General features: G+C 67.6%; 24 protein-coding genes. 7 read left to right on the forward strand and 17 right to left on the reverse strand.

What is annotated here, in order from left to right; genetic code table 11:
- Positions 1–95 precede the first annotated feature (95 nt).
- From rarD to AB0M15_RS03690, 4 genes are all read left to right on the forward strand, one after another.
- On the forward strand, positions 96–1,004 hold the full coding sequence (gene rarD, locus AB0M15_RS03675) for an EamA family transporter RarD (RefSeq protein WP_363813524.1): 909 nt from the start codon (positions 96–98) through the stop codon (positions 1,002–1,004).
- A gap of 207 nt (positions 1,005–1,211) precedes the next feature.
- Positions 1,212–1,694, forward strand: a complete 483-nt coding sequence (locus tag AB0M15_RS03680; protein WP_363813526.1) for an Rrf2 family transcriptional regulator — start codon at positions 1,212–1,214, stop codon at positions 1,692–1,694.
- Between the two features lie 65 nt (positions 1,695–1,759).
- Entirely contained in the window at positions 1,760–2,215 is a 456-nt protein-coding gene (locus AB0M15_RS03685; protein WP_363813528.1) for a cupin domain-containing protein, read from the forward strand.
- 62 nt (positions 2,216–2,277) lie between these two features.
- Positions 2,278–2,862 (forward strand): AAA family ATPase, encoded by a 585-nt coding sequence (locus tag AB0M15_RS03690; protein WP_363813530.1) that lies wholly within the window; start codon positions 2,278–2,280, stop codon positions 2,860–2,862.
- Here the strand turns inward: AB0M15_RS03690 and AB0M15_RS03695 are convergent.
- The 16 genes from AB0M15_RS03695 to AB0M15_RS03770 all read right to left on the reverse strand — a co-directional run bounded on the left by AB0M15_RS03695 (position 2,815) and on the right by AB0M15_RS03770 (position 20,767).
- Complete coding sequence (locus AB0M15_RS03695) at positions 2,815–3,831, reverse strand: polyprenyl synthetase family protein (protein WP_363813532.1); 1,017 nt, start codon at positions 3,829–3,831, stop codon at positions 2,815–2,817. The two genes, AB0M15_RS03690 and AB0M15_RS03695, sit on opposite strands and share 48 nt — an antisense overlap.
- On the reverse strand, positions 3,828–5,423 hold the full coding sequence (nuoN, locus tag AB0M15_RS03700; protein ID WP_363814555.1) for an NADH-quinone oxidoreductase subunit NuoN: 1,596 nt from the start codon (positions 5,421–5,423) through the stop codon (positions 3,828–3,830). Before nuoN ends, AB0M15_RS03695 begins: the two co-directional genes overlap by 4 nt.
- Positions 5,424–5,434: 11 nt before the next feature.
- On the reverse strand, positions 5,435–6,961 hold the full coding sequence (locus AB0M15_RS03705; RefSeq protein ID WP_363813534.1) for an NADH-quinone oxidoreductase subunit M: 1,527 nt from the start codon (positions 6,959–6,961) through the stop codon (positions 5,435–5,437).
- Positions 6,958–8,829, reverse strand: coding sequence for an NADH-quinone oxidoreductase subunit L (nuoL, locus tag AB0M15_RS03710; RefSeq protein WP_363813536.1), 1,872 nt, complete (start codon positions 8,827–8,829; stop codon positions 6,958–6,960). Before nuoL ends, AB0M15_RS03705 begins: the two co-directional genes overlap by 4 nt.
- A gap of 12 nt (positions 8,830–8,841) precedes the next feature.
- Positions 8,842–9,141, reverse strand: a complete 300-nt coding sequence (gene nuoK / locus AB0M15_RS03715; protein ID WP_185448440.1) for an NADH-quinone oxidoreductase subunit NuoK — start codon at positions 9,139–9,141, stop codon at positions 8,842–8,844.
- Positions 9,138–9,944 (reverse strand): NADH-quinone oxidoreductase subunit J, encoded by an 807-nt coding sequence (locus AB0M15_RS03720; protein WP_363814557.1) that lies wholly within the window; start codon positions 9,942–9,944, stop codon positions 9,138–9,140. The genes nuoK and AB0M15_RS03720 overlap by 4 nt, the downstream gene beginning before the upstream one ends.
- 35 nt (positions 9,945–9,979) lie before the next feature.
- Positions 9,980–10,528 (reverse strand): NADH-quinone oxidoreductase subunit NuoI, encoded by a 549-nt coding sequence (gene nuoI, locus AB0M15_RS03725; RefSeq protein WP_363813538.1) that lies wholly within the window; start codon positions 10,526–10,528, stop codon positions 9,980–9,982.
- Positions 10,521–11,858, reverse strand: coding sequence for an NADH-quinone oxidoreductase subunit NuoH (gene nuoH / locus AB0M15_RS03730; RefSeq protein ID WP_363813540.1), 1,338 nt, complete (start codon positions 11,856–11,858; stop codon positions 10,521–10,523). The genes nuoI and nuoH overlap by 8 nt, the downstream gene beginning before the upstream one ends.
- Entirely contained in the window at positions 11,855–14,281 is a 2,427-nt protein-coding gene (locus AB0M15_RS03735) for an NADH-quinone oxidoreductase subunit G (protein ID WP_363813542.1), read from the reverse strand. Before AB0M15_RS03735 ends, nuoH begins: the two co-directional genes overlap by 4 nt.
- On the reverse strand, positions 14,278–15,585 hold the full coding sequence (nuoF, locus tag AB0M15_RS03740) for an NADH-quinone oxidoreductase subunit NuoF (RefSeq protein WP_363814559.1): 1,308 nt from the start codon (positions 15,583–15,585) through the stop codon (positions 14,278–14,280). Before nuoF ends, AB0M15_RS03735 begins: the two co-directional genes overlap by 4 nt.
- Complete coding sequence (nuoE, locus tag AB0M15_RS03745) at positions 15,582–16,394, reverse strand: NADH-quinone oxidoreductase subunit NuoE (protein WP_363813544.1); 813 nt, start codon at positions 16,392–16,394, stop codon at positions 15,582–15,584. The genes nuoF and nuoE overlap by 4 nt, the downstream gene beginning before the upstream one ends.
- The gene (locus tag AB0M15_RS03750; RefSeq protein ID WP_363813546.1) at positions 16,395–17,732 is read right to left on the reverse strand and encodes an NADH-quinone oxidoreductase subunit D; all 1,338 of its coding nucleotides are present in this window, start codon (positions 17,730–17,732) and stop codon (positions 16,395–16,397) included.
- A complete protein-coding gene (locus tag AB0M15_RS03755; protein WP_363813547.1) occupies positions 17,732–18,439 on the reverse strand; it encodes an NADH-quinone oxidoreductase subunit C in 708 nt (235 codons plus the stop codon). The genes AB0M15_RS03750 and AB0M15_RS03755 overlap by 1 nt, the downstream gene beginning before the upstream one ends.
- Positions 18,436–18,990 carry an NADH-quinone oxidoreductase subunit B family protein gene (locus tag AB0M15_RS03760; protein WP_328329756.1) on the reverse strand — a complete coding sequence of 185 codons (555 nt, stop codon included), beginning with the start codon at positions 18,988–18,990 and terminating at the stop codon, positions 18,436–18,438. Before AB0M15_RS03760 ends, AB0M15_RS03755 begins: the two co-directional genes overlap by 4 nt.
- 3 nt (positions 18,991–18,993) lie before the next feature.
- The gene (locus tag AB0M15_RS03765) at positions 18,994–19,353 is read right to left on the reverse strand and encodes an NADH-quinone oxidoreductase subunit A (RefSeq protein ID WP_328329758.1); all 360 of its coding nucleotides are present in this window, start codon (positions 19,351–19,353) and stop codon (positions 18,994–18,996) included.
- 100 nt (positions 19,354–19,453) lie between these two features.
- On the reverse strand, positions 19,454–20,767 hold the full coding sequence (locus AB0M15_RS03770; RefSeq protein ID WP_363813550.1) for a geranylgeranyl reductase family protein: 1,314 nt from the start codon (positions 20,765–20,767) through the stop codon (positions 19,454–19,456).
- A 269-nt stretch (positions 20,768–21,036) separates the two neighbouring features.
- On the opposite strand from AB0M15_RS03770, the gene AB0M15_RS03775 reads away from it, so the two are divergent.
- Positions 21,037–21,426 (forward strand): hypothetical protein, encoded by a 390-nt coding sequence (locus tag AB0M15_RS03775; protein ID WP_363813552.1) that lies wholly within the window; start codon positions 21,037–21,039, stop codon positions 21,424–21,426.
- Between the two features lie 195 nt (positions 21,427–21,621).
- Here AB0M15_RS03775 and AB0M15_RS03780 read toward each other — a convergent pair whose 3' ends face one another.
- Positions 21,622–22,320, reverse strand: a complete 699-nt coding sequence (locus AB0M15_RS03780; RefSeq protein ID WP_363813554.1) for a demethylmenaquinone methyltransferase — start codon at positions 22,318–22,320, stop codon at positions 21,622–21,624.
- A 118-nt stretch (positions 22,321–22,438) separates the two neighbouring features.
- Between AB0M15_RS03780 and AB0M15_RS03785 the strand changes: the two genes are divergently transcribed.
- Together AB0M15_RS03785 and AB0M15_RS03790 are read left to right on the forward strand one after the other, a co-directional pair.
- Positions 22,439–23,710 (forward strand): isochorismate synthase, encoded by a 1,272-nt coding sequence (locus AB0M15_RS03785; protein ID WP_363813556.1) that lies wholly within the window; start codon positions 22,439–22,441, stop codon positions 23,708–23,710.
- Between the two features lie 2 nt (positions 23,711–23,712).
- On the forward strand, positions 23,713–24,330 hold the full coding sequence (locus AB0M15_RS03790; RefSeq protein ID WP_363813558.1) for an MBL fold metallo-hydrolase: 618 nt from the start codon (positions 23,713–23,715) through the stop codon (positions 24,328–24,330).
- Positions 24,331–24,378 lie beyond the last annotated feature (48 nt).

Here is a 24,378-nt window from a genome sequence, read left to right on the forward strand (position 1 = left end):
TCTTTCTCCCTCTATCCAACCTCATCCGCAAAGCCCGTCTCACGTCATGAGCAAAGTGCGTTGACACCAATGACGGCCGACCTAGACTCGCAAGCGTGCCAGAACAGCGCAGAGGGTTCCTCTTCGGTCTCGGCTGCTACCTGTTCTGGGGCTTGGTCCCGCTCTACTGGAAGCTGATCAGCTCGTCGGGGGCGCTGGAGCTGCTGGCCCACCGGATCCTCTGGTCGCTCGTCACGATCGTCGGCCTGGTCCTGGTACACCGTCGCTTCGCTCAGGTCCGCGCCCTACTCGCCGACCCCCGCAGCAGGTGGCCGCTGATCGCCGGCGCCGTCCTGATCACGATCAACTGGGGCGGCTACATCTGGAGCGTCAACAACGACCGGATCATCGAGGCGTCGCTCGGCTACTTCATCACGCCCCTGTTCACCGTCCTGCTAGGCGTAGTCCTCCTGAAGGAACGCCTCCGGGTCGTCCAGTGGATCGCCGTAGCCATCGCCTTCGTCGCCGTAGCCGGCATGACCATCGAAAACGGCCGCCCACCCTGGGTCGCCTTGATCCTGACCTTCTCCTTCGGCTTCTACGGCCTGGCCAAGAAGAAGGCCAACGCCGGCGCCATCGAAGGCATGGCCGTCGAGTCAGCCGTCGTAGCCCCGCTAGCCCTGGCAGCGATCCTGACCCTCGGCCTGCAGGGCGACTCCACCGTCACCAACCACGGCCCCGGCTACTTCATCCTGGTCCTGCTAACCGGCCCCCTAACCGCCATCCCCCTACTCCTCTTCGGCGCCGCCGCCACCCGAATCTCCATGACCACCTTGGGCCTCCTGAACTACCTGACCCCAGTCATCCAGTTCCTCCTCGGCACGATCGTCTTCCACGAGCACATGTCCCCCGTCCGCTGGGCCGGCTTCACCCTCGTCTGGCTGGCTCTGGCTGTCTTCACCACAGACAGCCTCTCCCACCGCCGCCGCAGCACCCGATTCCAACCAGCCCGCGCGACAGCGTGACCCCTCCACGGCACTGCGAAACCTCGTACCAGACCCTGACACAGTGTTTCTCCCCCTACTGAGCGTGGATGCATACCCAACTCACTGGGCAATCGCTTACCCCGGCGCGTCGGGGCGGGCCTGGCGAGGTTGTGCGTGCACGGCGGTCCGGGCATTCGCCGCGAGTGCGGCTTGACACCTTTATTCTGGATATTTAGTATCTAGGTTATGAAGATGAACGAGGGGGTCGAGTGGGCGGTGCACAGTTGTGTGAATCTGTGCTTCATCCCCGGCGAGGCGGTTACCGCCAAGCGGCTTGCAGCCTTCTACGAACTCCCGACGGCCTACCTCAACAAGCAACTCCAAGCGTTGACCCGGGCCGGCATTCTCAGTTCCACCTCCGGCCCCAAGGGTGGCTTCCAGCTCGCCAAAGCCCCCGACAAGATCACCCTGCTCGACGTAGTGGTCGCGATCGACGGATCCGAGGATGCCTTCCGGTGCACCCAGATCCTCAAGGCCGGGCCTGGCGCCGACGAGAAGGCTGACTATCGGAAGACCTGCGTGGTCTCGATGTCGATGCGCAAGGCCGAGCTCACCTACCGGCGCGAACTCGCCGCCAAGACGATCGCGGACCTCGTCGCCCAGGTCGAGAGCACCTACCCGGAGACCGCCGAGAACACCCGCGGCTGGTTCGCCAACCTCAAGTCCTGACACCAGCACAAAAGCACAACGCAGCGCTTAATTCTGGACATTCAACGTCTACAAAGGAGACGACAGTGAGCATCCTGATCCGTTCGACCGACGCCGAGGTTCTCGAGGCCAGTGGTGTCACGCTGCTCGCCGACACCCCGGCCACGAACGGCCACCTCACCAGCCACCGCTCGATCTTCAAGCCTGGCAAGGAAGGCGCTCCCCCGCACCTCCACCAGGAGGCATCCGAACTGTTCTTCGTCCTCACCGGCAGCCTGCGCGTGCTCACCGGCGACGACCTCATCACCCTCGACCAGGGCGACTTCCTGGTCGTACCGCCGAGCACCCCGCACGCCTTCGAAGCAGCCGGTACTACGGAAGTCGAGGTGCTCTTCGTCCTCACCCACGCCAAGCCCCGCTTCGACTACTACCGCCTCCTCGAAGGCGTCTACCGCGGCGAGACCGACCCCGCCGTCCTGGCCACCACCAGCGACCTCTACGACAACCACTACGTCGACAGCCCCACCTGGACCAACCGCTAGCCGGCTCAGACGTCTCAGCGGATTCTCATCGCGCTCTCAGAGCGGGCAGGGAAGATCGGGAGATGCGCTACCCAGCGAATGCGATCGTCGTACTGGCCGGCATCCCCGGCTCCGGCAAGAGCACTCTGCTCAGGCGGCTCTTCCCGGAGCCCGGCGCCGTCCAGGTGCTCGACTCCGAGCCGATCCGCAACCGCTGGAAGCCAGTACTCCGCAACATCCCGTACGCCGTCTGGCGCCCGGCCCTCCACCTGACCTACTACGTCCGCGTACTAGCCGCCATCCGCACCAAGACCCCACTGGTCATCCACGACTGTGCGACGAAGCCACTGGCCAGGCAACTGATCGGCCGAGCAGCCCAGCTCGCCAACAGGCCGGTCCACCTGATCATGCTCGACGTACCAGCCGACCTGGCCCGACAGGGCCAGCACCAGCGCGACCGCGTCGTCCGCGAAGGCAGCATGAACACCCACGCTCGCCGCTGGCCGGTACTACGTGAGCTGGCGGTCACCGACCCCGGGCAAGTCGTGCCCGGGGCAACCTCCGCAACCATCCTGACCCGCGACCAGGCCGATCGCCTGACCCGGATCACCTTCACCAGCTCAGATCGAGCGGGTAACCACCAAGTCGCAGAGGGACTCAAGCGCTGAGCGCCCGGGTCCTTCCGGGAGGTCCGACAGCAGCTTGCGGGCGTCATCAGCACGACGCCGTACGTCGTCTTCGGCCTGCTGCAGCGACGGGTGCACCCGCAGGATCGCCAACGCCTCGGCCAGCCGGGCGTCGTCGGTCAGGTCGGAGTCGAGCAACTCGAGCAACCGCGCGTCGACCGGGGACGACGGATCGGCCTGAGCCCGGAAGATCAGCACCGGCAGCGTCGGAACGCCTTCGCGCAGGTCCGTACCAGGCGTCTTCCCGGACTCCTCGGACATGATGTCGAGGATGTCGTCGGCCAGCTGGAACGCCTGCCCGATCTCCTCGCCGAACGCCCGGACAGTCTCCTGTACCTGCGCAGATGCCCCCGCAAAGCGAGCGCCGAACAAAGCCGACGTCGCGATCAGCGAACCGGTCTTGTCCGCGACCACCGACAGGTAGTGCGCCAGTGGATCCTGCCCCTCCGAGACACCCAAGGTCTCCCGGATCTGTCCCTCGACCAGCCGCCCGAAGGTCCGCGACTGAATTCGGACCGCCTCCGGCCCCAGCGAAGCAACCAGGTCGGAGGCGCGAGCGAACAACCAGTCCCCCGCCAGGATCGCGACCGAGTTGTCCCAGCGCGCGTTGGCCGTCGACGAGCCACGGCGCAACGCCGCCTCGTCCATCACGTCGTCGTGGTACAGCGTGGCCACGTGGGTCAGCTCCACGACAACGGCCGCGTCGATCACTTCGGCGGAGTCGGACGTCGGCCCGAGCTCAGCGGCGAGCAACACCAGCAGCGGCCGGAACCGCTTGCCACCGGCAACCATCACGTGCTGGACGGCCTCGGTGACGAACGGCGCCTCGGACTGCGCGGAGTCGCGCAGCGCCTGCTCGACCTTGACCAGCCCAGCGCGAACCCGGGCTTCGAGCGCCTCGTCGGCGAACGTGAAGCCCAGGCTCTCGGCCGGCAGCGGGGTGGGGCTCACCGGATGAACTCACCCGCCCGGGCAGCCAGGTCGAGCACCGGTCCCGGAACGATACCGAGGACCACCGTGGCGGCCAGACCCAGCGCGACGGCCGTGGTGGTCTGCCAACCCGGCAGGGCCACGTCCGGCGCGTCGGCCGGCAGGTCGGAGAAGAACATCAGCACGATCACGCGGACGTAGAAGAACGCGGCGACCAGGCTGCAGAGCACCGCGACCACGACCAGCGGCCAAGCGCCACCGGTCCACGCTGCGGTGAACACGGCCCACTTGCCGGTGAAGCCCGCGGTCAGCGGGATACCGGCGAAGCCGAGCAGGAAGAAGGCGAAGATGCCCGCCAGCAGCGGCGACTTCTTGCCCAGTCCGGCCCAGCGCGAGAGGTGAGTCGCCTCGCCACCCGCGTCGCGGACCAGCGTGACCAGCGCGAAGGCACCGACGGTCGGGAAGCCGTAGCAGACCAGGTAGAACAGCACGGCCTGCGTCGAGGTGATGCCGTGGGTGACCCCGCTGCCGGCCTGCGAGAGCCCGACGAACGCGGTCAGCAGGAAGCCGGCGTGCGCGATCGACGAGTACGCGAGCATCCGCTTCACGTCGGTCTGGGTCAGCGCCACGATCGAGCCGACCACCATGGTGAGGATCGCGACGACCCACATCAGCGGCGCCCAGTCCCAGCGGCTGCCGCCGAGGGCGACGTAGAAGACCCGCATCAGCCCGATGAACGCGGCGATCTTGGTGCAGGCCGCCATGAACCCGGTGACCGGCGTCGGCGCACCCTGGTACACGTCCGGCGTCCACGAGTGGAACGGAACGGCGCCGACCTTGAACAGCAGGCCGACCCCGATCAGGCCGGTACCGGCGAGCAGGATCGCGTCGCCACCGGTCTTGGTGGCCAGCGCGTCCGAGATGCCGCCGAGCGACATCGTCCCGGCGTACCCGTAGAGCAGGGCGATGCCGTAGAGCAGGAAGGCCGAGGCGAATGCCCCGAGCAGGAAGTACTTCATCGCGGCTTCCTGCGAGATCAGCCGGCGACGACGCGCCAGCCCGCAGAGCAGGTACAGCGGCAGCGAGAAGACCTCGAGCGCGACGAACAGCACCAGCAGGTCGTTGGCCGAGGCGAACAACATCATGCCGCCGACCGCGAACAGCGTCAGCGGAAAGACCTCGGTGTGCTCGACCTTCAGCGCCGTACCTTCGCGCTCCGCCTCACTGCCCGGTACCGCCGCAGCCTGGCCGGCGAACGCCGACAGGCCACCGTCGACCGAGCGCTCGGCGAACAGCAGGATGCTGACCAGCGTCAGCGCGAGCAGCGTGATCCAGGTGAACAGCGCCGGGCCGTCCACCGAGATCGCACCCTGCGCCGCGAGCAGTTCCTTCTTGTCGTTCATCAGCAGGATGGTCCAGGCGCCGGCGGCGGCGACACCGATCAGCGCGATCGCCAGCTGGACCAGGTGCCGTACGTACCGCGGCACGAACGCCTCGGCGAGGACGCCGACACAGGCCGCGCCGAAGACAGCGAGCAGCGGAGCCAGCTCGTTGTACTCGATCTTCGGCTTGACGAAGTCCGCCAGCGGCAGGGCTTGCGCCGCCAGCGGCATCAGAACTGCACTCACTTCTGTCCCTCCGTCACGGGAACCTGCGGGGCCGGGTCGGTGACGCCCACCCGCTGCATCGTCGACTCGACCGCCGGCTTGATGATGTCGACCACCGGCTTCGGGTAGATACCGAACCCGATGATCAGCACGACCAGCGGTGCGATCGCGAACACCTCGCGGAAGTTCAGGTCCTTGAGCTTCTCGATCCCGTCACGGACCGGACCGGTCATCAGGCGTTGGTACATGATCAGGATGTAGAGCGCGGCCAGCACGATCCCGAGCACGGCGATCACCGCGATCACCTTGTGCTTGCTGAACGTTCCGGCCAGCACCATGAACTCGGAGATGAACGGCGACAGGCCGGGCAGCGCCAGGCTGGACAGGCCGGCGAACAGGAAGGTGCCGGCCAGTACCGGTGCCACCTTCTCGACGCCGCCGTAGTCCGCGATCCGGGCCGAACCGCGCCGCGAGATCAGGTAGCCGGCCACCAGGAACAGCGCCGCGGTGGAGAGTCCGTGGTTGAACATGTAGAGCGTCGACCCGGTCAGCCCCTGCGAGGTGAGCGCGAAGATGCCCATCACGATGAAGCCGAAGTGCGAGATCGAGGTGTAGGCGATCAGCCGCTTGATGTCGGTCTGGCCGATCGCCACCAGCGCGCCGTACAGGACGCTGATCAGGGCGAGCACCAGGACGACCGGGGTGGCCCACTTCGACGCTTCCGGGAACAGCCCCAGGCAGAACCGGATCATCCCGAAGGTGCCGATCTTGTCCAGGATGCCGACCAGCAGTACCGACGTACCGGGCGTCGCCTCGGCGGCGGCGTCCGGCAGCCAGGTGTGGAACGGCACCATCGGCGCCTTCACCGCGAAGGCGAAGAAGAAGCCGAGGAACAGCCAGCGCTCGGTGTTCTGCGACATGTCGACCTTGACCAGGTCGGACAGCAGGTACGACGGGTCGCCGCCGTTCTTGGCCGACACCACGTACAGGCCGACCACCGACGCCAGCATCAGCAGACCGCCGAGCAGCGAGTAGAGCAGGAACTTCACCGCCGCGTACGACCGCTGCGGACCGCCGAAGCCACCGATCAGGAAGTACATCGGGATCAGCGTGGCCTCGAACAGCACGTAGAAGAGGAACACGTCGGTGGCGCTGAAGACGCCGATCGACAGTGCCTCCAGGCCGAGGATCCAGGCGAAGAAGGACTTCTCGCTCCAGCGACCGGTCTTCGCGTCGTTCCAGGAGGCGATCAGCACGATCGGGGTGAGCAGCGCGGTGAGCACCACCAGCACGATCCCGACGCCGTCCAGCCCGAGCGCGTAGTGCGCGCCGAAGGCCTTGATCCAGGTGTGGTTCTCCTCGTAGTCAGCCGCACCGTTCTGGTGGTAGCCGACGGCGATCACGATGGTCAGCGCCAGCGTGACGAGGGAGAAGACCAGTGCCACCTGCTTGGACAGCAGCGCCTTGGCTTTCGGCACCACCATCGTCGCCAGGGCCCCTACGAACGGCAGGAGCAGCGTCAGGGTCAGCCAACCGATTTTCACGACAACCTCACCGCGAGGAGGGCGACGACCACGAATGCGGCGCCGAAGACCATGCTGAGTGCGTACGAACGGACGAAGCCCGTCTGGAACCGGCGCAGCCGGCCGGACAGCCCGCCGAAGAGTGCGGCCAGCCCGTTGACCAGGCCGTCCACTCCGCGGTTGTCGAGCCAGACCAGCGTCCGGGTGAGGTACTGGCCCGGGCGCATCAGGACCGCTTCGTTGAGCGCGTCGCCGTACAGGTCACGGCGGGCGAAGGTGGTGACCGGCGAGACCCGGACGGGCGCCTCGCGCGGGATGTCGCGGCGGTACCGGAGTACCGCGATCGCGATGCCGACGGCAACGACCGCGAGGGTGATCAGCGTCATCACGGTGGCGCTGACCGGAGGGTGCTCCTCCTCGTGCCCGACCACCGGCTCCAGCCAGTCCACGATCCAGTGGCCGGCGAAGTACAGCGCGCCGCCACCGAGCGAGAGCGCCGCCAGGATGATCAGCGGACCGGTCATCACGGCCGGCGACTCGTGCGGGTGCACGTCCTTCTCCCAGCGCTTCTCGCCGAAGAAGGTCATCAGCATCAGCCGGGTCATGTAGAACGCGGTGATGCCGGCGCCGAGCAGCGCGCACAGACCGATCACCGTGTTGTCCGCGAACGCGGCCTCGATGATCTTGTCCTTGCTGAAGAAGCCGGCGAACGGTGGGATGCCGAGGATCGCCAGGTAGCCGAACGCGAACGTCACGAAGGTGACCTTCATGTACTTCGCCAGGCCGCCGTAGTGGCGCATGTTCACGTCGTCGTTCATCCCGTGCATCACCGAGCCGGCGCCGAGGAACATGTTGGCCTTGAAGAAGCCGTGCGTGAGCAGGTGGAAGATCGCGAACACGTAGCCCGCCGGGCCGAGGCCCGCGGCGAGCATCATGTAGCCGATCTGGCTCATCGTCGAACCGGCCAGCGCCTTCTTGATGTCGTCCTTGGCGCAACCGATGATCGCACCGGCCAGCGCGGTCACCGTGCCGACGATCACCACCGCGGTGGAGGCCGCGTCGGTGACCTCGTAGATCGCGTGCGAGCGGACCACCAGGTAGACGCCCGCGGTGACCATCGTCGCCGCGTGGATCAGCGCCGACACCGGGGTCGGGCCCTCCATCGCGTCCAGCAGCCAGGACTGCAGCGGCACCTGCGCGGACTTACCGCAGGCCGCCAGCAGCAGCATCAGGCCGAGCAGCGTGCCCCAGGTGCTGGAGACGTGCTCGGCACCGGCGTTCACGGTCGCGAAGGCCGAGGAGCCGAACAGCGCCCACATGCTCATCACCGCGAGCGAGAGGCCGATGTCACCGACCCGGTTCACCACGAACGCCTTCTTCGCGGCGGTCGCGGCCGAGTGCTTGTGCTGCCAGAACCCGATCAGCAGGTACGACGCCAGACCGACGCCCTCCCAGCCGACGAAGACCAGCAGGTAGTCGGCGGCCAGTACCAGCAGCAGCATCGACGCGATGAACAGGTTCAGGTACCCGAAGAAGCGGCGCCTGCGCGCGTCGTGCTCCATGTAGCCGATCGAGTAGATGTGGATCAGCGACCCGACACCCGTGATCAGCAACACGAACAGGATGGACAGCTGGTCGACCAGAAGCGTCACATCCACGTGCACGCTGCCGACCGAGAACCACTCGAACAGCTTGATCGTCTCGGACCGCTCTTCGCCGGACTTGCCCTGCATCTGGAAGAACAGCAGGACCCCGCAGACGAACGAGGCCAGCGACGCCGCGGTGCCCAGCAGGTGACCCCACTTGTTGGTGGCTTTACCACCAAGCAGCAGGATCGCCGCGGACACCGCCGGGATCGCGACCAGCAGCCACGTCAGCTCATGACTCATCGGTTTCAGACCTCAGTACTTGAGCAGGTTGGCGTCGTCGACCGAGGCCGAGCGACGGGTGCGGAAGATGGCCATGATGATCGCCAGGCCGATCACGACCTCGGCCGCGGCCACCACCATCACGAAGAAGGCGGCGATCTGGCCGTCGAGGTTGCCGTGCTGGCGGGCGAAGCTGACGAACGCCAGGTTCGTCGCGTTCAGCATCAGCTCCACACACATGAACACGACGATCGCGTTGCGCCGGACGAGCACCCCGAGCGCGCCGATGCTGAACAACATCGCCGACAAGACGATGTACGGCTCGGTGCTCACGACTTGTCTCCTTCACGGAATCCGGTGAGATCCGTCCCGGTGGGTTCCGGCGGGACCTCGTCGCCCACGTCGCCGTCGGCGATCTCGCGGACCAGGTCGACGTCCTCGCGTTCCTCGGTCTCGGGGAACACCGTGCCACGTGCCTGCAGCACACGCGAAACCGAGGTGGTCGCGATCGACCCGTCCGGCAGCAGGGCCGGCGTGTCGACGGCGTTGTGCCGGGCCAGCACACCCGGCGTCGGCAGCGGGCCCGGGTGCACGCCGGCCTCGGCGTACTTGCGGATCCGCTCCTCGGCGTGGTCGCGCTGGGTCAGCTTCTTGGTCAGCCGCTCGCGGTGCGCCAGCATCATCGCGCCCATCGCCGCGGTGATCAGCAGCGCCGAGGTGACCTCGAAGGCGAACACGTACTTGCCGAACAGCAGCTGCGCCAGGCCCTTCACGTTGCCGTCCGGCTGCGCCTGGCCGAGCCCGACCGGGTCGCCGTACTTCACGTTGCCGACGGCGAAGACCAGCAGGATCCCGATCCCGAGGAACGCGACCCCGGCGAGCAGCCGCTGACCGCGGATCGTCTCGACCAGCGAGTCGGACGCATCGACGCCGACCAGCATCAGGACGAACAGGAACAGCATCAGGATCGCGCCGGTGTAGACGATGATCTGTACTGCGAACAGGAACGGCGCATCCTGCGCCGCGTACTGGATGGCCAGGCAGATCATCACGGTCGCGAGCAGCAGTGCGGAGTGCACCGCCTTCCGGACCAGGATCATCGCGATCGCGGCCAGCACCATGATCGGGGCCAGCATCCAGAACGCGACCTGGCCACCGGTGACGAGCGGGGTCACTTGTCGCCACCACCCTCGGTCGGTGCCGCGGCGCCGATGAGGCCCCGGTAGTAGTCCTTGTCGGTGGCGCCGAGCTGCATGTCGTGCGGCGGCTCGGACATCCCCGGCAGCAGCGGAGCCAGCAGGTCCTTCTTCTCGTAGATGAGGGACTCGCGGCTGCGGTCGGCCAGCTCGTACTCGTTGGTCATCGTGAGCGCCCGGGTCGGGCACGCCTCGATGCAGAGGCCGCAGAGGATGCAGCGCAGGTAGTTGATCTGGTAGACGCGGCCGTAGCGCTCACCCGGCGACATCCGGCCGCCCTCGGTGTTGTCAGCGCCCTCGACGTAGATCGCGTCCGCCGGGCAGGCCCAGGCGCACAGCTCGCAGCCGATGCACTTCTCCAGGCCGTCGGGCCAGCGGTTCAGCTGGTGGCGGCCGTGGAACCGGGGCGCGGTCGGCTTCTTGTCGAACGGGTACTGCTCGGTGAACGTCTTCCGGAACATCGTCCGGAAGGTGACCCCGAATCCGGCGACCGGATCCCAGAGAGACTCTTTGACGCTAGCCACGGCTGCCTTCCTTGCTACGAACGTCCGTACTCGTGGAATCGACGAGTGGTGGTGGCACGGGGAAGCCCCCGGCGAAGGCGTCGAACTCCTCGCCCTCCACGGGCTCGGTCTGGTCGGTCTTCTTCTGCGGCAGGAACATCGAGATCACCGCGATGGCCGCGACGATGCCGGCCGCGACCAGCAGGTAGTTGCGCTGGTTGCCGCTGTCCACCTCACGGCCGACCGCGCGGACCGTGGCGATCAGCAGGATCCAGCCCAGGGAGACCGGGATCAGGATCTTCCAGCCCAGCTTCATGAACTGGTCGTAGCGCAGTCGCGGCAGCGTTCCGCGCAGCCAGATGTACATGAAGATGAAGCACATCATCTTGCCGACGAACCACAGCACCGGCCAGAAGCCGGAGTTCGCGCCGTCCCAGATCGAGATCGGCCAAGGCGCTCGCCAGCCGCCCAGGAACAGCGTGGTGGCCAGCGCGGACACGGTCGCCATGTTGATGTACTCGGCCAGGAAGAACATCGCGTACTTCATCGAGGAGTACTCGGTCAGGAAGCCGGCCACCAGCTCGCCCTCGGCCTCCGGCAGGTCGAACGGCGCCCGGTTCGTCTCGCCGATCATCGAGATCACGTAGATCACGAAGGACGGGAACAACAGCACGGCGTACCAGCCCGGGATCGGGATGTGCGCCCCGAACAGGTTCAGCGTCTGGTGCGAGGCCTGCGCCGCAACGATGTCCGAGGTGGACATCGAGCCGGCGAACAGGAAGACCGTCACCAGCGCCAGGCCCATCGCGACCTCGTAGGAGATCATCTGGGCGCTGGACCGCAGACCACCGAGCAGCGAGTAGGTCGAGTTGGACGACCAGCCGCCGAGCACGATGCCGTAGATGCCGATCGAGGCGATCGCCATCACGTAGAGCACCGACACCGGCAGGTCGGTCAGCTGCAACCGGGTGTAGGTGTCGGTGAACGGGATCTTCACGGTCGGCCCGAACGGGATCACCGCGAAGGTCAGGAAGGCCGGGATCGAGACGATCACCGGCGCCGCGACGTAGACGAACTTGTCCACGCCCTTCGGCATCAGGTCTTCCTTGAACATCAGCTTCATGCCGTCGGCCAGCGACTGGAGCAGACCGAACGGGCCGTGCACGTTCGGCCCGATCCGGTTCTGCATGTAGGCGACGACCCGGCGCTCCCACCAGATGTTGAACAGCGTCAGCACGATCAGGAAGACGAAGATCAGCAGCACCTTGAGGCCGACCACCCACCAGGGGTCGTTGCCGACCCCCGCGTCGGGTGGCGGCGCCAGTGGCAGGGCGAGGGGGATGGACATCATGCGTTCCCTCCGGCAATGGTCACGATCGAGCCGTGATCGGCATGCAGCGAGCGTCGGACATGCGAGTCGGCCGAGTTGGCCGGCAGCCAGACCACGTTGTCGGTCATCGCGGTGATCGCCACCGGCAACCGGATCGAGCCGGCGTCGGTGCTCACCACGAGCTCGTCGCCGTCGTTCACGCCGACCCGGTGCGCCGTGGTCAGCGAGATCCGCGCCACCGGCCGGCGGGCGGTCGCGACCAGGTGCGGCTCACCGTCGTTGCCGCGGCTGTCGTCGATCAGCATCCGCCAGGTGGCCAGCCGGGTCGAGTCGAACGCACCGAGCGGCGGACCCGCCTGGTACGTCGGTTCGCCGGCCCGGTCGCCGTCCCAGCGGCCGAGCTCGTCGAACTCCTTCTTCGCCCCGTGCGGGGTGCTGAAGCCGAGCGGCGAGTCCATCTCCTGGGCCAGTGCGGCCAGCGCCCGGACGTCCGGCATCGCGGCCGGCACCTTGAGGACGACCGGGAAGGACCGCTCGCGGCCCTCCCAGTTCACGAAGGTGCCGTCCTTCTCCGCCGGCGGTACCACCGGGAAGACGACGTCGGCGTGCTCGGTCACCTGCGAGTTGCGAACCTCGAAGCTGACCACGAACGGCGCGGCGGCCAGTGCGGCCAGTGCGGCCGCCGGGTCCGGCAGGTCGTCGATCTCGACGCCTGCAACGACCAGTGCCTGCAGCGAGCCGGCTGCGGCGAGGATCTCACCGACGTCCTTGCCTGCCGTGCCGGGCAGGTTCTCGACGCCCCAAGCGGCCTGCAGGTCGACCCGTGCGGCCGCATCCGACACCAGGCGACCGCCCGGCAGCAGACCCGGCAGGCAGCCGGCGTCGAGCGCACCACGGTCACCCGCACGACGCGGGATCCAGACCAGCTGGGCCCCGGTGTCCAGCGCGAGCCGCAGCGCGGCGGAGTACGCACCCTGGACGGACGCGAGCCGCTCGCCCACGATGATGACCGAGTTGGCGCCGAGCGCGTCCAGTGCCAGCGCCCCGGTCTCACCGGTGCCACGCAGATCACTCAGTACCGCGGCCTCGGTGCCCGGGCTGCTCTGGACGACGATGCCCGACAGCTTCTCGATCCCCCGCGACCCGAACGGCGCGACCGTGAAGACCTTGGTGCCGTTCTTGCGGACGCCCTTGCGCAGCCGCAGGAAGACCGACGGCGACTCCTCCTCGGGCTCGAAGCCCACGAGCAGTACCGATCCGGCGTTCTCCAGGTCGGCGAACGTCGTACCGAGCCCGGTACCCGCGACCGCGGCGGCCAGGAAGTCGGCCTCCTCGGACGAGTACGGCCGGGCGCGGAAGTCGATGTCGTTGGTGCCGAGGGCGACCCGGGCGAACTTCGAGTAGGCGTAAGCGTCCTCGAGGGTCAGCCGGCCACCGGTCAGTACCGCGGCGTTGCCCCGCGCGGCGACGAGCTTCTTGGCCGCGAAGTCCAGTGCCTCCGGCCAGGAAGCGGGCCGCAGCTCGCCGTCCTCGCGGATCAGCGGGTGGGTCAGCCGGTCACCGGTGTTCGCGTAGTTGAACGCGAACCGGTCCCGGTCGGAGATCCACTCCTCGTTGACCTCGGGGTCGTCACCGGCCAGCCGGCGCATCACCTTGCCGCGCCGGTAGTCGATCCGGATCGCCGCACCGGACGCGTCGTGCTCGGCGATCGAAGGCACCGAGACGAGGTCGAACGGCCGCGAGCGGAACCGGTACGCCGCGCTGGTCAGCGCGCCGACCGGGCAGATCTGGATCGCGTTGCCGGAGAAGTAGCTCTCGAAGGGCTCCTTCTCGTAGATACCGACCTGCTGCAGCGCACCGCGCTCGAGCAGCTCGATGAACGGGTCGCCGGCGATCTGCTGGGAGAACCGGGTGCAGCGGGCGCAGAGCACACAGCGCTCGCGGTCCAGCAGCACCTGCGCGGAGATGTTGATCGGTTTCGGGTACGTCCGCTTCACACCTTCGAAGCGGCTCTCCCCCCGGCCGTTCGTCATCGCCTGGTTCTGCAGCGGGCACTCGCCACCCTTGTCGCAGACCGGGCAGTCCAGCGGGTGGTTGATCAGCAGGAACTCCATCTGCCCCTGCTGGGCCTTGTCGGCCACCGGTGAGGAGATCTGGGTCCGGATCACCATGCCGTCGGCGACGGTCAGCGAGCAGGAGGTCTGCGGCTTCGGCATCCCGCGGCCGTTGCCTGCGTCAACGACCTCGACGAGGCACTGACGGCAGGCGGCCACCGGGTCGAGCAGCGGGTGGTCGCAGAACCGGGGGATCTGGACGCCGATCTGCTCGGCGGCCCGGATCGCCAGCGTGTTCTTGGGAACCTTCACCTCGACGTCGTCGATGGTGACGGTGACCAGGTCCACCTTCTCGACCTGGCCTGCCGGCGGGTTGGCTTGGATCGTCATGCGGTTGCTCCAGCGGTCGCGAAGACGGTGGACGCCATCGGGTCGAACGGGCAGCCGCCGTTCGTGAAGTGCGCGAGGTAGTCGTCCTTGAAGTGCTGGATCGAGCTGGTGATCGGCGCGGTCGCGCCGTCGGCCAGCGCGCAGAACGACCGGCCGGTGATGTTGTCGCTCAGGTCCAGCAGCTTCTCGAGGTCGGCCTCGTCGCCCTGGCCGGCTTCGAGCCGCTCCAGGATCTGCACCAGCCACCAGGTGCCCTCACGGCACGGGGTGCACTTGCCGCAGGACTCGTGCTTGTAGAACTCGGTCCAGCGCAGCGTGGCGCGGACCGGGCAGACCGTCTCGTCGAAGATCTGCAGTGCCTTGGTGCCGAGCAGCGAGCCGGCCCCGGAGACACCTTCGTAGTCCAGCGGCACGTCGAGGTGCTCAGCGGTCAGCAACGGCGTCGAGGACCCGCCAGGGGTCCAGAACTTCAGCTCGTGCCCTTCGCGGATCCCGCCGGCCAGCTCGAGCAGCTGCCGCAGCGTGATGCCCATCGGCGCCTCGTACTGACCCGGCCGGGTGACGTGGCCGGACAGCGAGTAGATCGTCGGGCCCTTGGACTTCTCGGTGCCCATCGAGCCGAACCAGTCGGCGCCGTTGTTGATGATCGAGGGAACGGATGCGATCGACTCGACGTTGTTGATGACAGTGGGGCAGCCGTACAGGCCGGCCACCGCGGGGAACGGAGGACGCAGCCGGGGTTGACCACGACGACCTTCCAGCGAGTCGAGCAGCGCGGTCTCTTCACCGCAGATGTACGCGCCGGCGCCGGCGTGCACGATCACGTCGATGTCGTAGCCGGTGCCGAGTACGTCGGTGCCGATGAAGCCGGCTTCCTTCGCCTCGGCGACGGCCTGCTGCAGCCGGCGGACGACGTGCAGCACCTCACCGCGGACGTAGATGAACGCGGTGTTCGCGTTGATCGCGTAGGCGGAGATGATGACGCCCTCGACCAGCGTGTGCGGCGAGGCGAGCATCAGCGGGATGTCCTTGCAGGTACCCGGCTCGGACTCGTCGGCGTTCACCACCAGGTACTTCGGCTTCGGGTTGTCCTGCGGGATGAACGACCACTTCATCCCGGTCGGGAAGCCCGCGCCGCCACGGCCGCGCAGACCGGAGTCCTTGACCGCGGTGACCACGTCGGCCGGCTGCATCCGCAGCGCGGTGCGCAGCGCGTCGTACCCGCCGGAGCGCTGGTACGAGGCCAGCTGCCAGGCGCGGATCTGGTCCCAGTTGTCGGACAGCACTGGAGTGAGCACGGTCAGTCCTCCTTGCGGCTGTCGTCGGTGTGCACAGCCTGGGATTCCTTGCCCGGCTGGTCTTCCGGCCGCGGACCCGAAGCGGCGTCGGCCGAGACGGACTGCTCTGCGGCCCGCCCGTTGCTGCTGCGGGAGTGGGTGCCTTCCGGCGCCGTCCAGTTCCGCTCGCGCGCCAGCCGCAGACCCGCCAGGGTGGCCTTGCCACCGGTCGGACCCTCGTCGGCACGACCGTCGGGGAAGCCGGCCAGCACGCGCTCGGCTTCCTTCCAGGTGCAGATGGTGGCGCCCCGGGGCGACTTGACCTCGGTGCCCTCGCGCAGGTCGTCGACGAGCTGGGTCGCCGACTCCGGCGTCATGTCGTCGAAGAACTCCCAGTTCACCATCATCACCGGCGCGTAGTCGCAGGCGGCGTTGCACTCGAGGTGCTCCAGGGTGATCTTGCCGTCCTCGGTGGTCTCGTCGTTGCCGACGTCCAGATGCTGCTTGAGGCGCTCGAAGATCAGGTCGCCACCCATCACCGCGCAGAGCGTGTTGGTGCAGACGCCGACGTGGTAGTCGCCGACCGGGCGGCGCTTGTACATCGTGTAGAAGGTCGCCACGGCCGACACCTCGGCGCCGGTCAGCCCGAGCACGTCGGCGCAGGCCTCGATGCCTTCGGGGGTGATCCGGCCCTCGACCGACTGCACCAGGTGCAGCATCGGCAGCAGGGCCGAGCGGCCGACCGGGTACCGGGCGGCCAGCTCGCGCATCTCGGCGATCGTGGCGTCCACGATCTTCGAGTCGTTCGTGCTGTAGGGAACGGTTGTGTCAGCCATCTATCGGTCCACTCCACCCATCACCGGGTCAAGGCTGGCGACGGCGACGATCACGTCGGCGACCTGTGAGCCCTCGCACAGGATCGGCATCGCCTGCAGGTTTGCGAACGACGGGTCGCGGAAGTGCGCCCGGTAAGGCTTGGTGCCGCCGTCGGAGACCAGGTGACAGCCCAGCTCGCCGCGCGGCGACTCGATCGCCACGTAGGCCTGCCCGGCCGGCACCCGGAAGCCCTCGGTGACGAGTTTGAAGTGATGGATCAGGGCTTCCATCGACTCGCCCATGATGTGCTTGATGTGGTCGAGCGAGTTGCCCATCCCGTCGTTGCCGACGGCCAGCTGGCTCGGCCAGCCGATCTTCTTGTCCTGCACCATCACCGGCTCGCCCTCCATCTTGGCCAGGCGGTCGGCGCACTGCTCGACGATCTTCAGCGACTCCCACATCTCCTGCAGCCGCACCCGGAACCGGCCGTACGAGTCGGCGGTGTCCCAGGTCGGTACGTCGAAGTCGTAGGTCTCGTAGCCGCAGTACGGCTGGGTCTTGCGCAGGTCCAGGCCGTACCCGGTCGCGCGCAGCGGCGGGCCGGAGATGCCGAGTGCCATGCACCCGGTCAGGTCCAGGTAGCCGACGTCCTGCAGCCGGGCCTTGAAGATCGGGTTCGCGTTGCAGAGCTCGGCGTACTCGGGCAGGTGCTTGTTCATCCAGGTGATGTACTCCCGGATCTTGTCCAGCGCGCCGGCCGGCAGGTCCTGGGCGACACCGCCGGGCCGGATGAACGCGTGGTTCATCCGCAGGCCGGTGATCAGCTCGAACAGGTCGAGCGTCATCTCGCGCTCACGGAAGCCGATCGTCATCACCGTCAGGGCGCCGATCTCCATGCCGCCGGTGGCGATGCAGACCAGGTGGCTGCTGATCCGGTTGAGCTCCATCAGGAGCACCCGCATCACGTTCGCCTTCTCCGGGACCTGGTCCTCGATGCCGAGCAGCCGCTCGACCGCCAGGCAGTACGCCGTCTCGTTGTAGAACGGCGACAGGTAGTCCATCCGGGTGCAGAACGTGACGCCCTGCGTCCAGGAGCGGAACTCCATGTTCTTCTCGATACCGGTGTGCAGGTAACCGATGCCGCAGCGGGCCTCGGTCACGTTCTCCCCCTCGATCTCGAGGATCAGCCGGAGCACGCCGTGGGTGGACGGGTGCTGCGGGCCCATGTTGACGACGATGCGCTCTTCGGGCTCGTCGCCGAGGCCGGACACGACCGAGTCCCAGTCCTGACCGGTGACGGTGAAGACCTTGCCCTCGGTGGTGTCCCGGGTGGTGGCGTACGGGTCTGTTGTGGTCATTAGTTGTACGACCTCCGCGTGTCGGGCGGCGGGATGACGGCGCCCTTGTACTCGACGTCGATACCGCCGAGCGGGTAGTCCTTGCGTTGCGGGTGGCCCGGCCAGTCGTCGGGCATCTGGATCCGGGTCAGCGCCGGGTGTCCGTCGAAGATGATGCCGAAGAAGTCCCAGGTCTCGCGCTCGTGCCAGTCGTTGGCCGGGTAGACCGAGACGACGGACGGGATGTGCGGGTCGGCGTCGGAGCAGGACACCTCGAGCCGGATCCGCCGGTTGTGCGTGATCGAGAGCAGGTGGTAGACCGCGTGCAGCTCGCGCCCGGTCTCGTGCGGGTAGTGCACGCCGGAGACGCCGGAGCAGAACTCGAACCGCAGCGCCTCGTCGTCGCGCAGGTGCTGGGCGACCTCGACCAGCCGCTCGCGGGCGATGTGCAGGGTCAGCTCGTTGTGCTGGACGACGACCTTCTCGATCGCGCCGTCGCCGACCAGGCTCTCCAGCTTCTCGGTCGCGCCGTCGAACCAGCCGCCGTAGGGCTTGGCCGATCCGCCGGGCAGCGCGACCTGGCGCTGCAGGCCACCGAAGCCGGAGGTGTCACCGGTACCGCGGACACCGAACATGCCTTCGCGCTGGTCGATGACCTCGGCGCCCGGCGTCTGCGCGTCCGCACCCGGCTGGGTGGCGGGAAGGTTCTCGGGTTGGGTGTCGCTCACCTGAGCAGGCCCTTCAGTTCAAGGGTGGGGGAAGCGGCCAGGGCGGCAGTCTCCTGCTCGGCCTGCAGCGCCTTCTTGTTCGCGCCGAGCTTGCCGTTCTGGATGTCCTCGTGCAGCTTGAGGAACGCGTCCAGCAGCATCTCCGGCCGCGGCGGGCAGCCGGGCAGGTACATGTCGACCGGGACCACGTGGTCGACGCCCTGGACGATCGCGTAGTTGTTGAACATGCCGCCCGACGAGGCGCAGACACCCATCGCCAGCACCCACTTCGGGTTCGGCATCTGGTCGTAGATCTGGCGCAGCACGGGAGCCATCTTCTGGCTCACCCGGCCGGCCACGATCATCAGGTCGGCCTGCCGCGGCGAAGCGCGGAAGACCTCCATGCCGAACCGGGCCGCGTCGTAGCGCGGGGCGCCGGTCGTCATCATCTCGATCGCGCAGCAGGCCAGCCCGAAGGTTGCCGGCCACAACGAGGCCTTGCGCATGTAGCCGGACAGGCCCTCGATCGTGGTCAGCAGTACGCCGGCCGGAAGCTGTTCTTCAACACCCATAGGTCAGTCCCACTCCAGTCCGCCGCGGCGCCAGACGTAGGCGTACGCGACGAAGACGGTAACGATGAAGATGACCATCTCGACCAACCCGAACAGCGCCATCTGGTCGAAGGCGACGGCCCAGGGGTAGAGGAAGATGATCTCGATGTCGAACACGATGAAGAGCATCGCGGTGATGTAGTACTTCACCGGGAAACGCCCACCACCGACCGGTTGCGGCGTCGGCTCGATGCCACACTCGTACGAGTCGAGCTTGGCCCGGTTGTAGCGCTTCGGGCCGACTAGCGCGCTCGTCACCAAGGTGCCCGCCACGAAGATGGCCGCGAGTACACCGAGAATCAGAATCGGTACGTAAGGGTGCATCTTTGGCTGCTCCCTCCAAACTTTGCGTCGGGTACTACGTGGTCGGGTTGCCTGCCTTTGTTACCAGTACCGCTGTGTCTCACGTCACTCGCCCCGCCGATCAGGCTGCCGGGGCGACCTTGGTGAGGCCGTTGATGATCTTGTCCATCACGTCGCCGTCGCGCGGATCCGTGAGGTTGGCAAGGAGTTTCAGGGTGAACTTCATCAAGGTGGTGCGCGGCAGACCGTACTTGGTGCACAGCCGCATCACCTCCGGGTTTCCGATCAGCTTCACGAACACCCGCCCGAGCGTGTAGTAGCCGCCGTACTCCTGCTTCAGCGCCTTCGGGTACGCCGACAGCGCCCGCTCCCGCTGGTTGGGTTGCCGGCGCAGGGCCTGCGCGGCGACCTCGGCCGCGAACGCGCCGGACTCCATCGCGTACGGGATGCCCTCGCCGTTGAACGGGTTCACCATCCCGCCCGCGTCGCCGAGCAGCATCAGGCCGCGGGTGTAGTGCGGCTGCCGGTTGAACCCCATCGGCAGCGCCGCCCCGCGGATCGGGATGGTCTGGAACTCGTCGCGGAACTGCCACTCGTCCGGCGTGTTCTTCAGCCACTGCTTGAGCAGGTCCGCGTAGTCGACCTTGCCGAAGGCGTCGGAGGTGTTCAGGATGCCGAGCCCGACGTTGACGGTGCCGTCGCCCATCCCGAAGATCCAGCCGTAGCCCGGCAGCAGGCTGCGCTGACCCGGGTTCTTCGGGTCGTCGGTCCACAGCTCCAGCCAGGACTCGAGGTAGTCGTCGTCGTGCCGCGGGCTGGTGAAGTACGTCCGGACCGCGACGCCCATCGGCCGGTCGTCGCGCTTGTGCAGGCCCATCGCGACGCTCAGCCGCGACGAGTTGCCGTCGGCGGCCATCACCAGCGGGGCGCGGAACTCGAGGTCCTCACCGGCCCGGCGGCCGTTGTCGTCGACCGGCTTGGCGGTGACACCGACGATGAAGCCCTTGTCGTCGAGGATCGGCGCGGTGACGTTGGTCCGCTCGCGCAGCTGGGCGCCGGCCTTGACGGCCTGCCGGGCGAGCATGTCGTCGAAGTCCATCCGGTTCCGGGTCAGCCCGTAGTTCGGGTGGCTGGCCAGGTCCGGCCAGTCGAGCTGCAGCTCGTGCCCGGCGCCGCGGATCCGCAGGCCGTAGTTCTTGATCCAGCCGGCCTCGGGCGAGATGTCGATGCCCATGTTGATCAGCTGCTTGGTTCCCCGCGGGGTGAGGCCGTCGCCGCACACCTTCTCGCGCGGGAACGCGGTCTTCTCGAGCAGCAGCACGTCGAGGCCCGCGTTCGCCAGATGGTACGCGGCTGCCGAGCCTGCGGGCCCGGCGCCGACGACGATCACATCAGCGGTCTCGGCCTGCTGCCTGCTAGGCACGCTCTGGCTCATCTCATCCCGGCCTGGTGGAGGGCTGTGTCACTCGTGAAGGGATTCACGAGGCCTGGTCATCCGACAGTCTAGGACTGCCTGACTTGGACACGAAACCGGCCCGGAACCCCTTCCCCACAACCGATTTATGCGCTCTTTTCGTTGCGTAATTGGAGCGACCGGACAAATACCTGACAACTCTGCCCGAACCCTCCCGCTCCGCCGGCCGGCGCTCCTACGTTGAGGTCCGGATTTCATCAGCCGCAGTACCGGAACAAGGGGGCAAATCGATGGCGAGTTGGGAAGAACTCCGGTCCTACATCCGGATCACCTACAAGGTCGCCGAGGACGACGGCACCATCCTCAGACTGCTGTTCGCCGTCGGGGAGGGCCGGACGCAGATCGTTGTCGTCGGGCAGAGCAAGACCAACAGCGGCGCCGAGTTCGCGACCATCGCGTCGCCGTTCGCCGAGGTCGGCCAGGTGGAGATCGATTCGGTGCTGAGCTCGCTGGCCGACTACGTGGTGGGCGGAGCCGTCGCGTACGGCCAGATGTACATGCTCCGGCATTCCGTGCCGCTGGCAGACCTCGACCCGGACGAGTTCGACGGGCCGCTGCGCATGGTGCTGTCCACCGCCGACGAACTCGAGGCGAAGTTCGTCGGATCCGACAGGTTCTAGGAGGAACCCATGAAGTGTAAAAGTGCCACCGACCACTGAACGACTGCCAGTCCTGCAACGGCGGACGCTCGAACCTCACCTGCTCGACCTGCCGGACCACCGGCTCCGTGTGCTCCGAGCACGGCGGTCACTGGAAGAGGTGACGTCCTCGGGAACGGGGGCCGCAAGGCTCCCGTTCCCCGCGAGCGAGCGGTCCTAGAGCGGTTTGGTGGCTCGGTGGATTGCTACCAGGCCGCCGGTGAGGTTGCGCCATTGGACGTGGGTCCAGCCGGAGGCGGCGATGGTGTCGGCCAGGGGGGCCTGGGACGGCCAGGCGCGGACCGATTCGGCCAGGTAGACGTAGGCGTCGGGGTTGGTGGAGACCGCCTTCGCGACTACCGGAACGGCTCGCATCATGTACTCGAGGTAAGCAACCCGGAACGGCTTCCAGGTGGGGTGGGAGTTCTCGAGGACCACCAGGCGGCCGCCTGGCTTGGTCACCCGGAGCATCTCGGCGAGCGCGACCGTGACGTCGTTCACGTTCCGCAGCGCCCACGAGATGGTCACCACGTCGAAGGTCTCGTCGGCGAACGGCAGCCGCAGCGCGTCGCCGGCGATCAGGTCCAGCTCGGGGTACCGGCGCTTGCCGACCCGGAGCATGCCGACCGAGAAGTCGCAGGACACCACCTCGGCGCCGGCCTCGCGCAGCTTCACGCTCGACGCGCCGGTCCCGGCCGCCAGATCGAGGATCTTCATCCCCTTCCGGGGCGCGATCTCGGCCAGCGTCTGCGGCCGCCAGTAGGCCTTCTCCAGCCCCATCGTGGCGACCGCGTTGGTCCGGTCGTAGCCCTCGGCCACGTTGTCGAACATCGCGGCGACAGCCTCAGGTTGTTTGGTCAGGTCTGCGCGGGTCACTTGTCTAGTTGATCACGGCTGCGACAGGCACCGAAATTCGCTGGTTACGGGAGCGGCCTACGCTTGCATCCCGTGAGCGAATCTCCATTGAGCCGGGAAGCGAGCGAGGAGTGCAACCGTGAGCCTGTCTGACCCGCTCCAACCCGGCGCGGTGCCGGCTCCGCAGCTGGTGGTTCGCAGCCAGCGCGTCGAGGGTGTGGCCGCCGCGCTGATGGACCACCTGCCGGAGACCGGCGGGCTGGCCTGGGTACGCCGTGGCGACGGGCATGTCGGCTGGGGCGTCGCCGCCCGGCTGGACGTTGCCGGCAGCAATCGGTTCGCCGAGGCGCAGGCCTGGTGGAAGGAGCTCACCGCCAACGCCGTGGTGCGCGACGAGATCGGCGTACCAGGATCGGGACTGGTCTGCTTCGGCTCGTTCGGTTTCACCGACACCGACGCCAGTGAGCTGGTGGTGCCCGAGGTGATCGTCGGCCGTCGCGGCGGGATCACCTGGGTGACGACGATCTCCGGCGCGAGCTCGCTGGCCGGGCCGCCCGAGCTGACGACGTACGAGCCGGAACCCGTCGGTGCGGTCGCCTTCGCGGACGGTGCGCGCTCCGGTACGGCGTGGTCCGGCATCGTCGCCGACGCGGTGAAGCGGATCACCAACGGCGAGCTCGACAAGGTGGTGCTCGCGCGCGACCTGATCGCGATCTCGCCCAACCCGATCGACCTGCGCTGGCCGTTGCGCCGGCTGGCCGCGGCGTACCCGAACTGCTGGACGTTCTCCGTCGACGGGCTGATCGGTGCCACCCCGGAGCTGCTGGTCCGGCGCGAGAAGGGCCTGATCACCTCCCGGGTGCTGGCCGGCACCATCCGGCGTACCGGCGACGACGCGCACGACCTGGCACTGGCCGCCTCGCTGGCGCGATCGAGCAAGGACCTCGAGGAGCACGAGTACGCCGTCCGCTCGGTGGCCGACGCGCTCAAGCCGCACTGCAAGTCGATGAACGTGCCCGAGACGCCGTTCGTGCTGCACCTGCCGAACGTGATGCATCTCGCCTCGGACGTGGCCGGCGTCGCCGCCAACGGAGCCTCCGCGCTCGGCCTCGCCGCCGCGCTGCACCCGTCCGCGGCGATCTGCGGTACGCCGACCGATGTCGCGCGGGACGTGATCGGCGAGATCGAGGGCATGCCCCGCGGCCGGTTCAGCGGCCCGGTCGGCTGGATGGACGCGGCCGGTGACGGCGAGTGGTGCATCGCCCTGCGCTGCGGCCAGGCCGACCCCGATGACCCGACCAGGATGCGCCTGTTCGCCGGCGCCGGCATCGTCGCCGGCTCCGACCCAGAAGCCGAGCTGGCCGAGACGAACGCAAAATTGGTTCCGATGCGAGACGCTCTGGGAGACTGATCTTGAAGCTCACGAAGTACACGCACGCCTGTGTCCGGCTCGAGAAGGACGGCAAGGTGCTGCTCATCGATCCGGGCAGTTTCACCGAGGACGCCGCCTTCGAAGGTGTGGACGCGATCCTGGTCACGCACGAGCACCAGGACCACCTCGACGTCGACCGGGTGAAGGGTCTCGACGCCCCGATCTGGACCAACGCGGGTGTCGCCGCGCAGCTCGGCGAGCTGGGTGAGCGGGTCCAGATCGTTGCCGACGGCTCCAATTTCGAGGCGGCCGGTTTCGCGGTCCGTGCCTATGGCAAGGATCACGCGATCATCCTGCCGGAGTGGGGAGTTCCGTGTGAGAACGTCGGCTTCCTGATCGAGGACGCGGTCTACCACCCCGGCGACTCGTTCACGCAGCCCGACCGCAAGGTGCACACCAACCTGGTGCCGATCTCGGGTCCGTGGTTCGCCCTGCCGCCGGCCGTCGAGTACGCCCGCGCCGTCGACGCGATCCAGACCATCGGCATCCACGACGCCCTGCTCAGCCCGATCGGCCAGGGCATGATGCAGCGCTTCATCAACGCCGAGGACCGGCCGTACCAGCAGCTCGAGCCGGGCAGCACGGTCGAGGTCAACTGACATTTGTCACCAGTACCGGTGACAGCTTCACGCAGGACGGGGCCGCTC

Source organism: Kribbella sp. NPDC051718, assembly GCF_040681515.1.
GTDB lineage: Bacteria > Actinomycetota > Actinomycetes > Propionibacteriales > Kribbellaceae > Kribbella.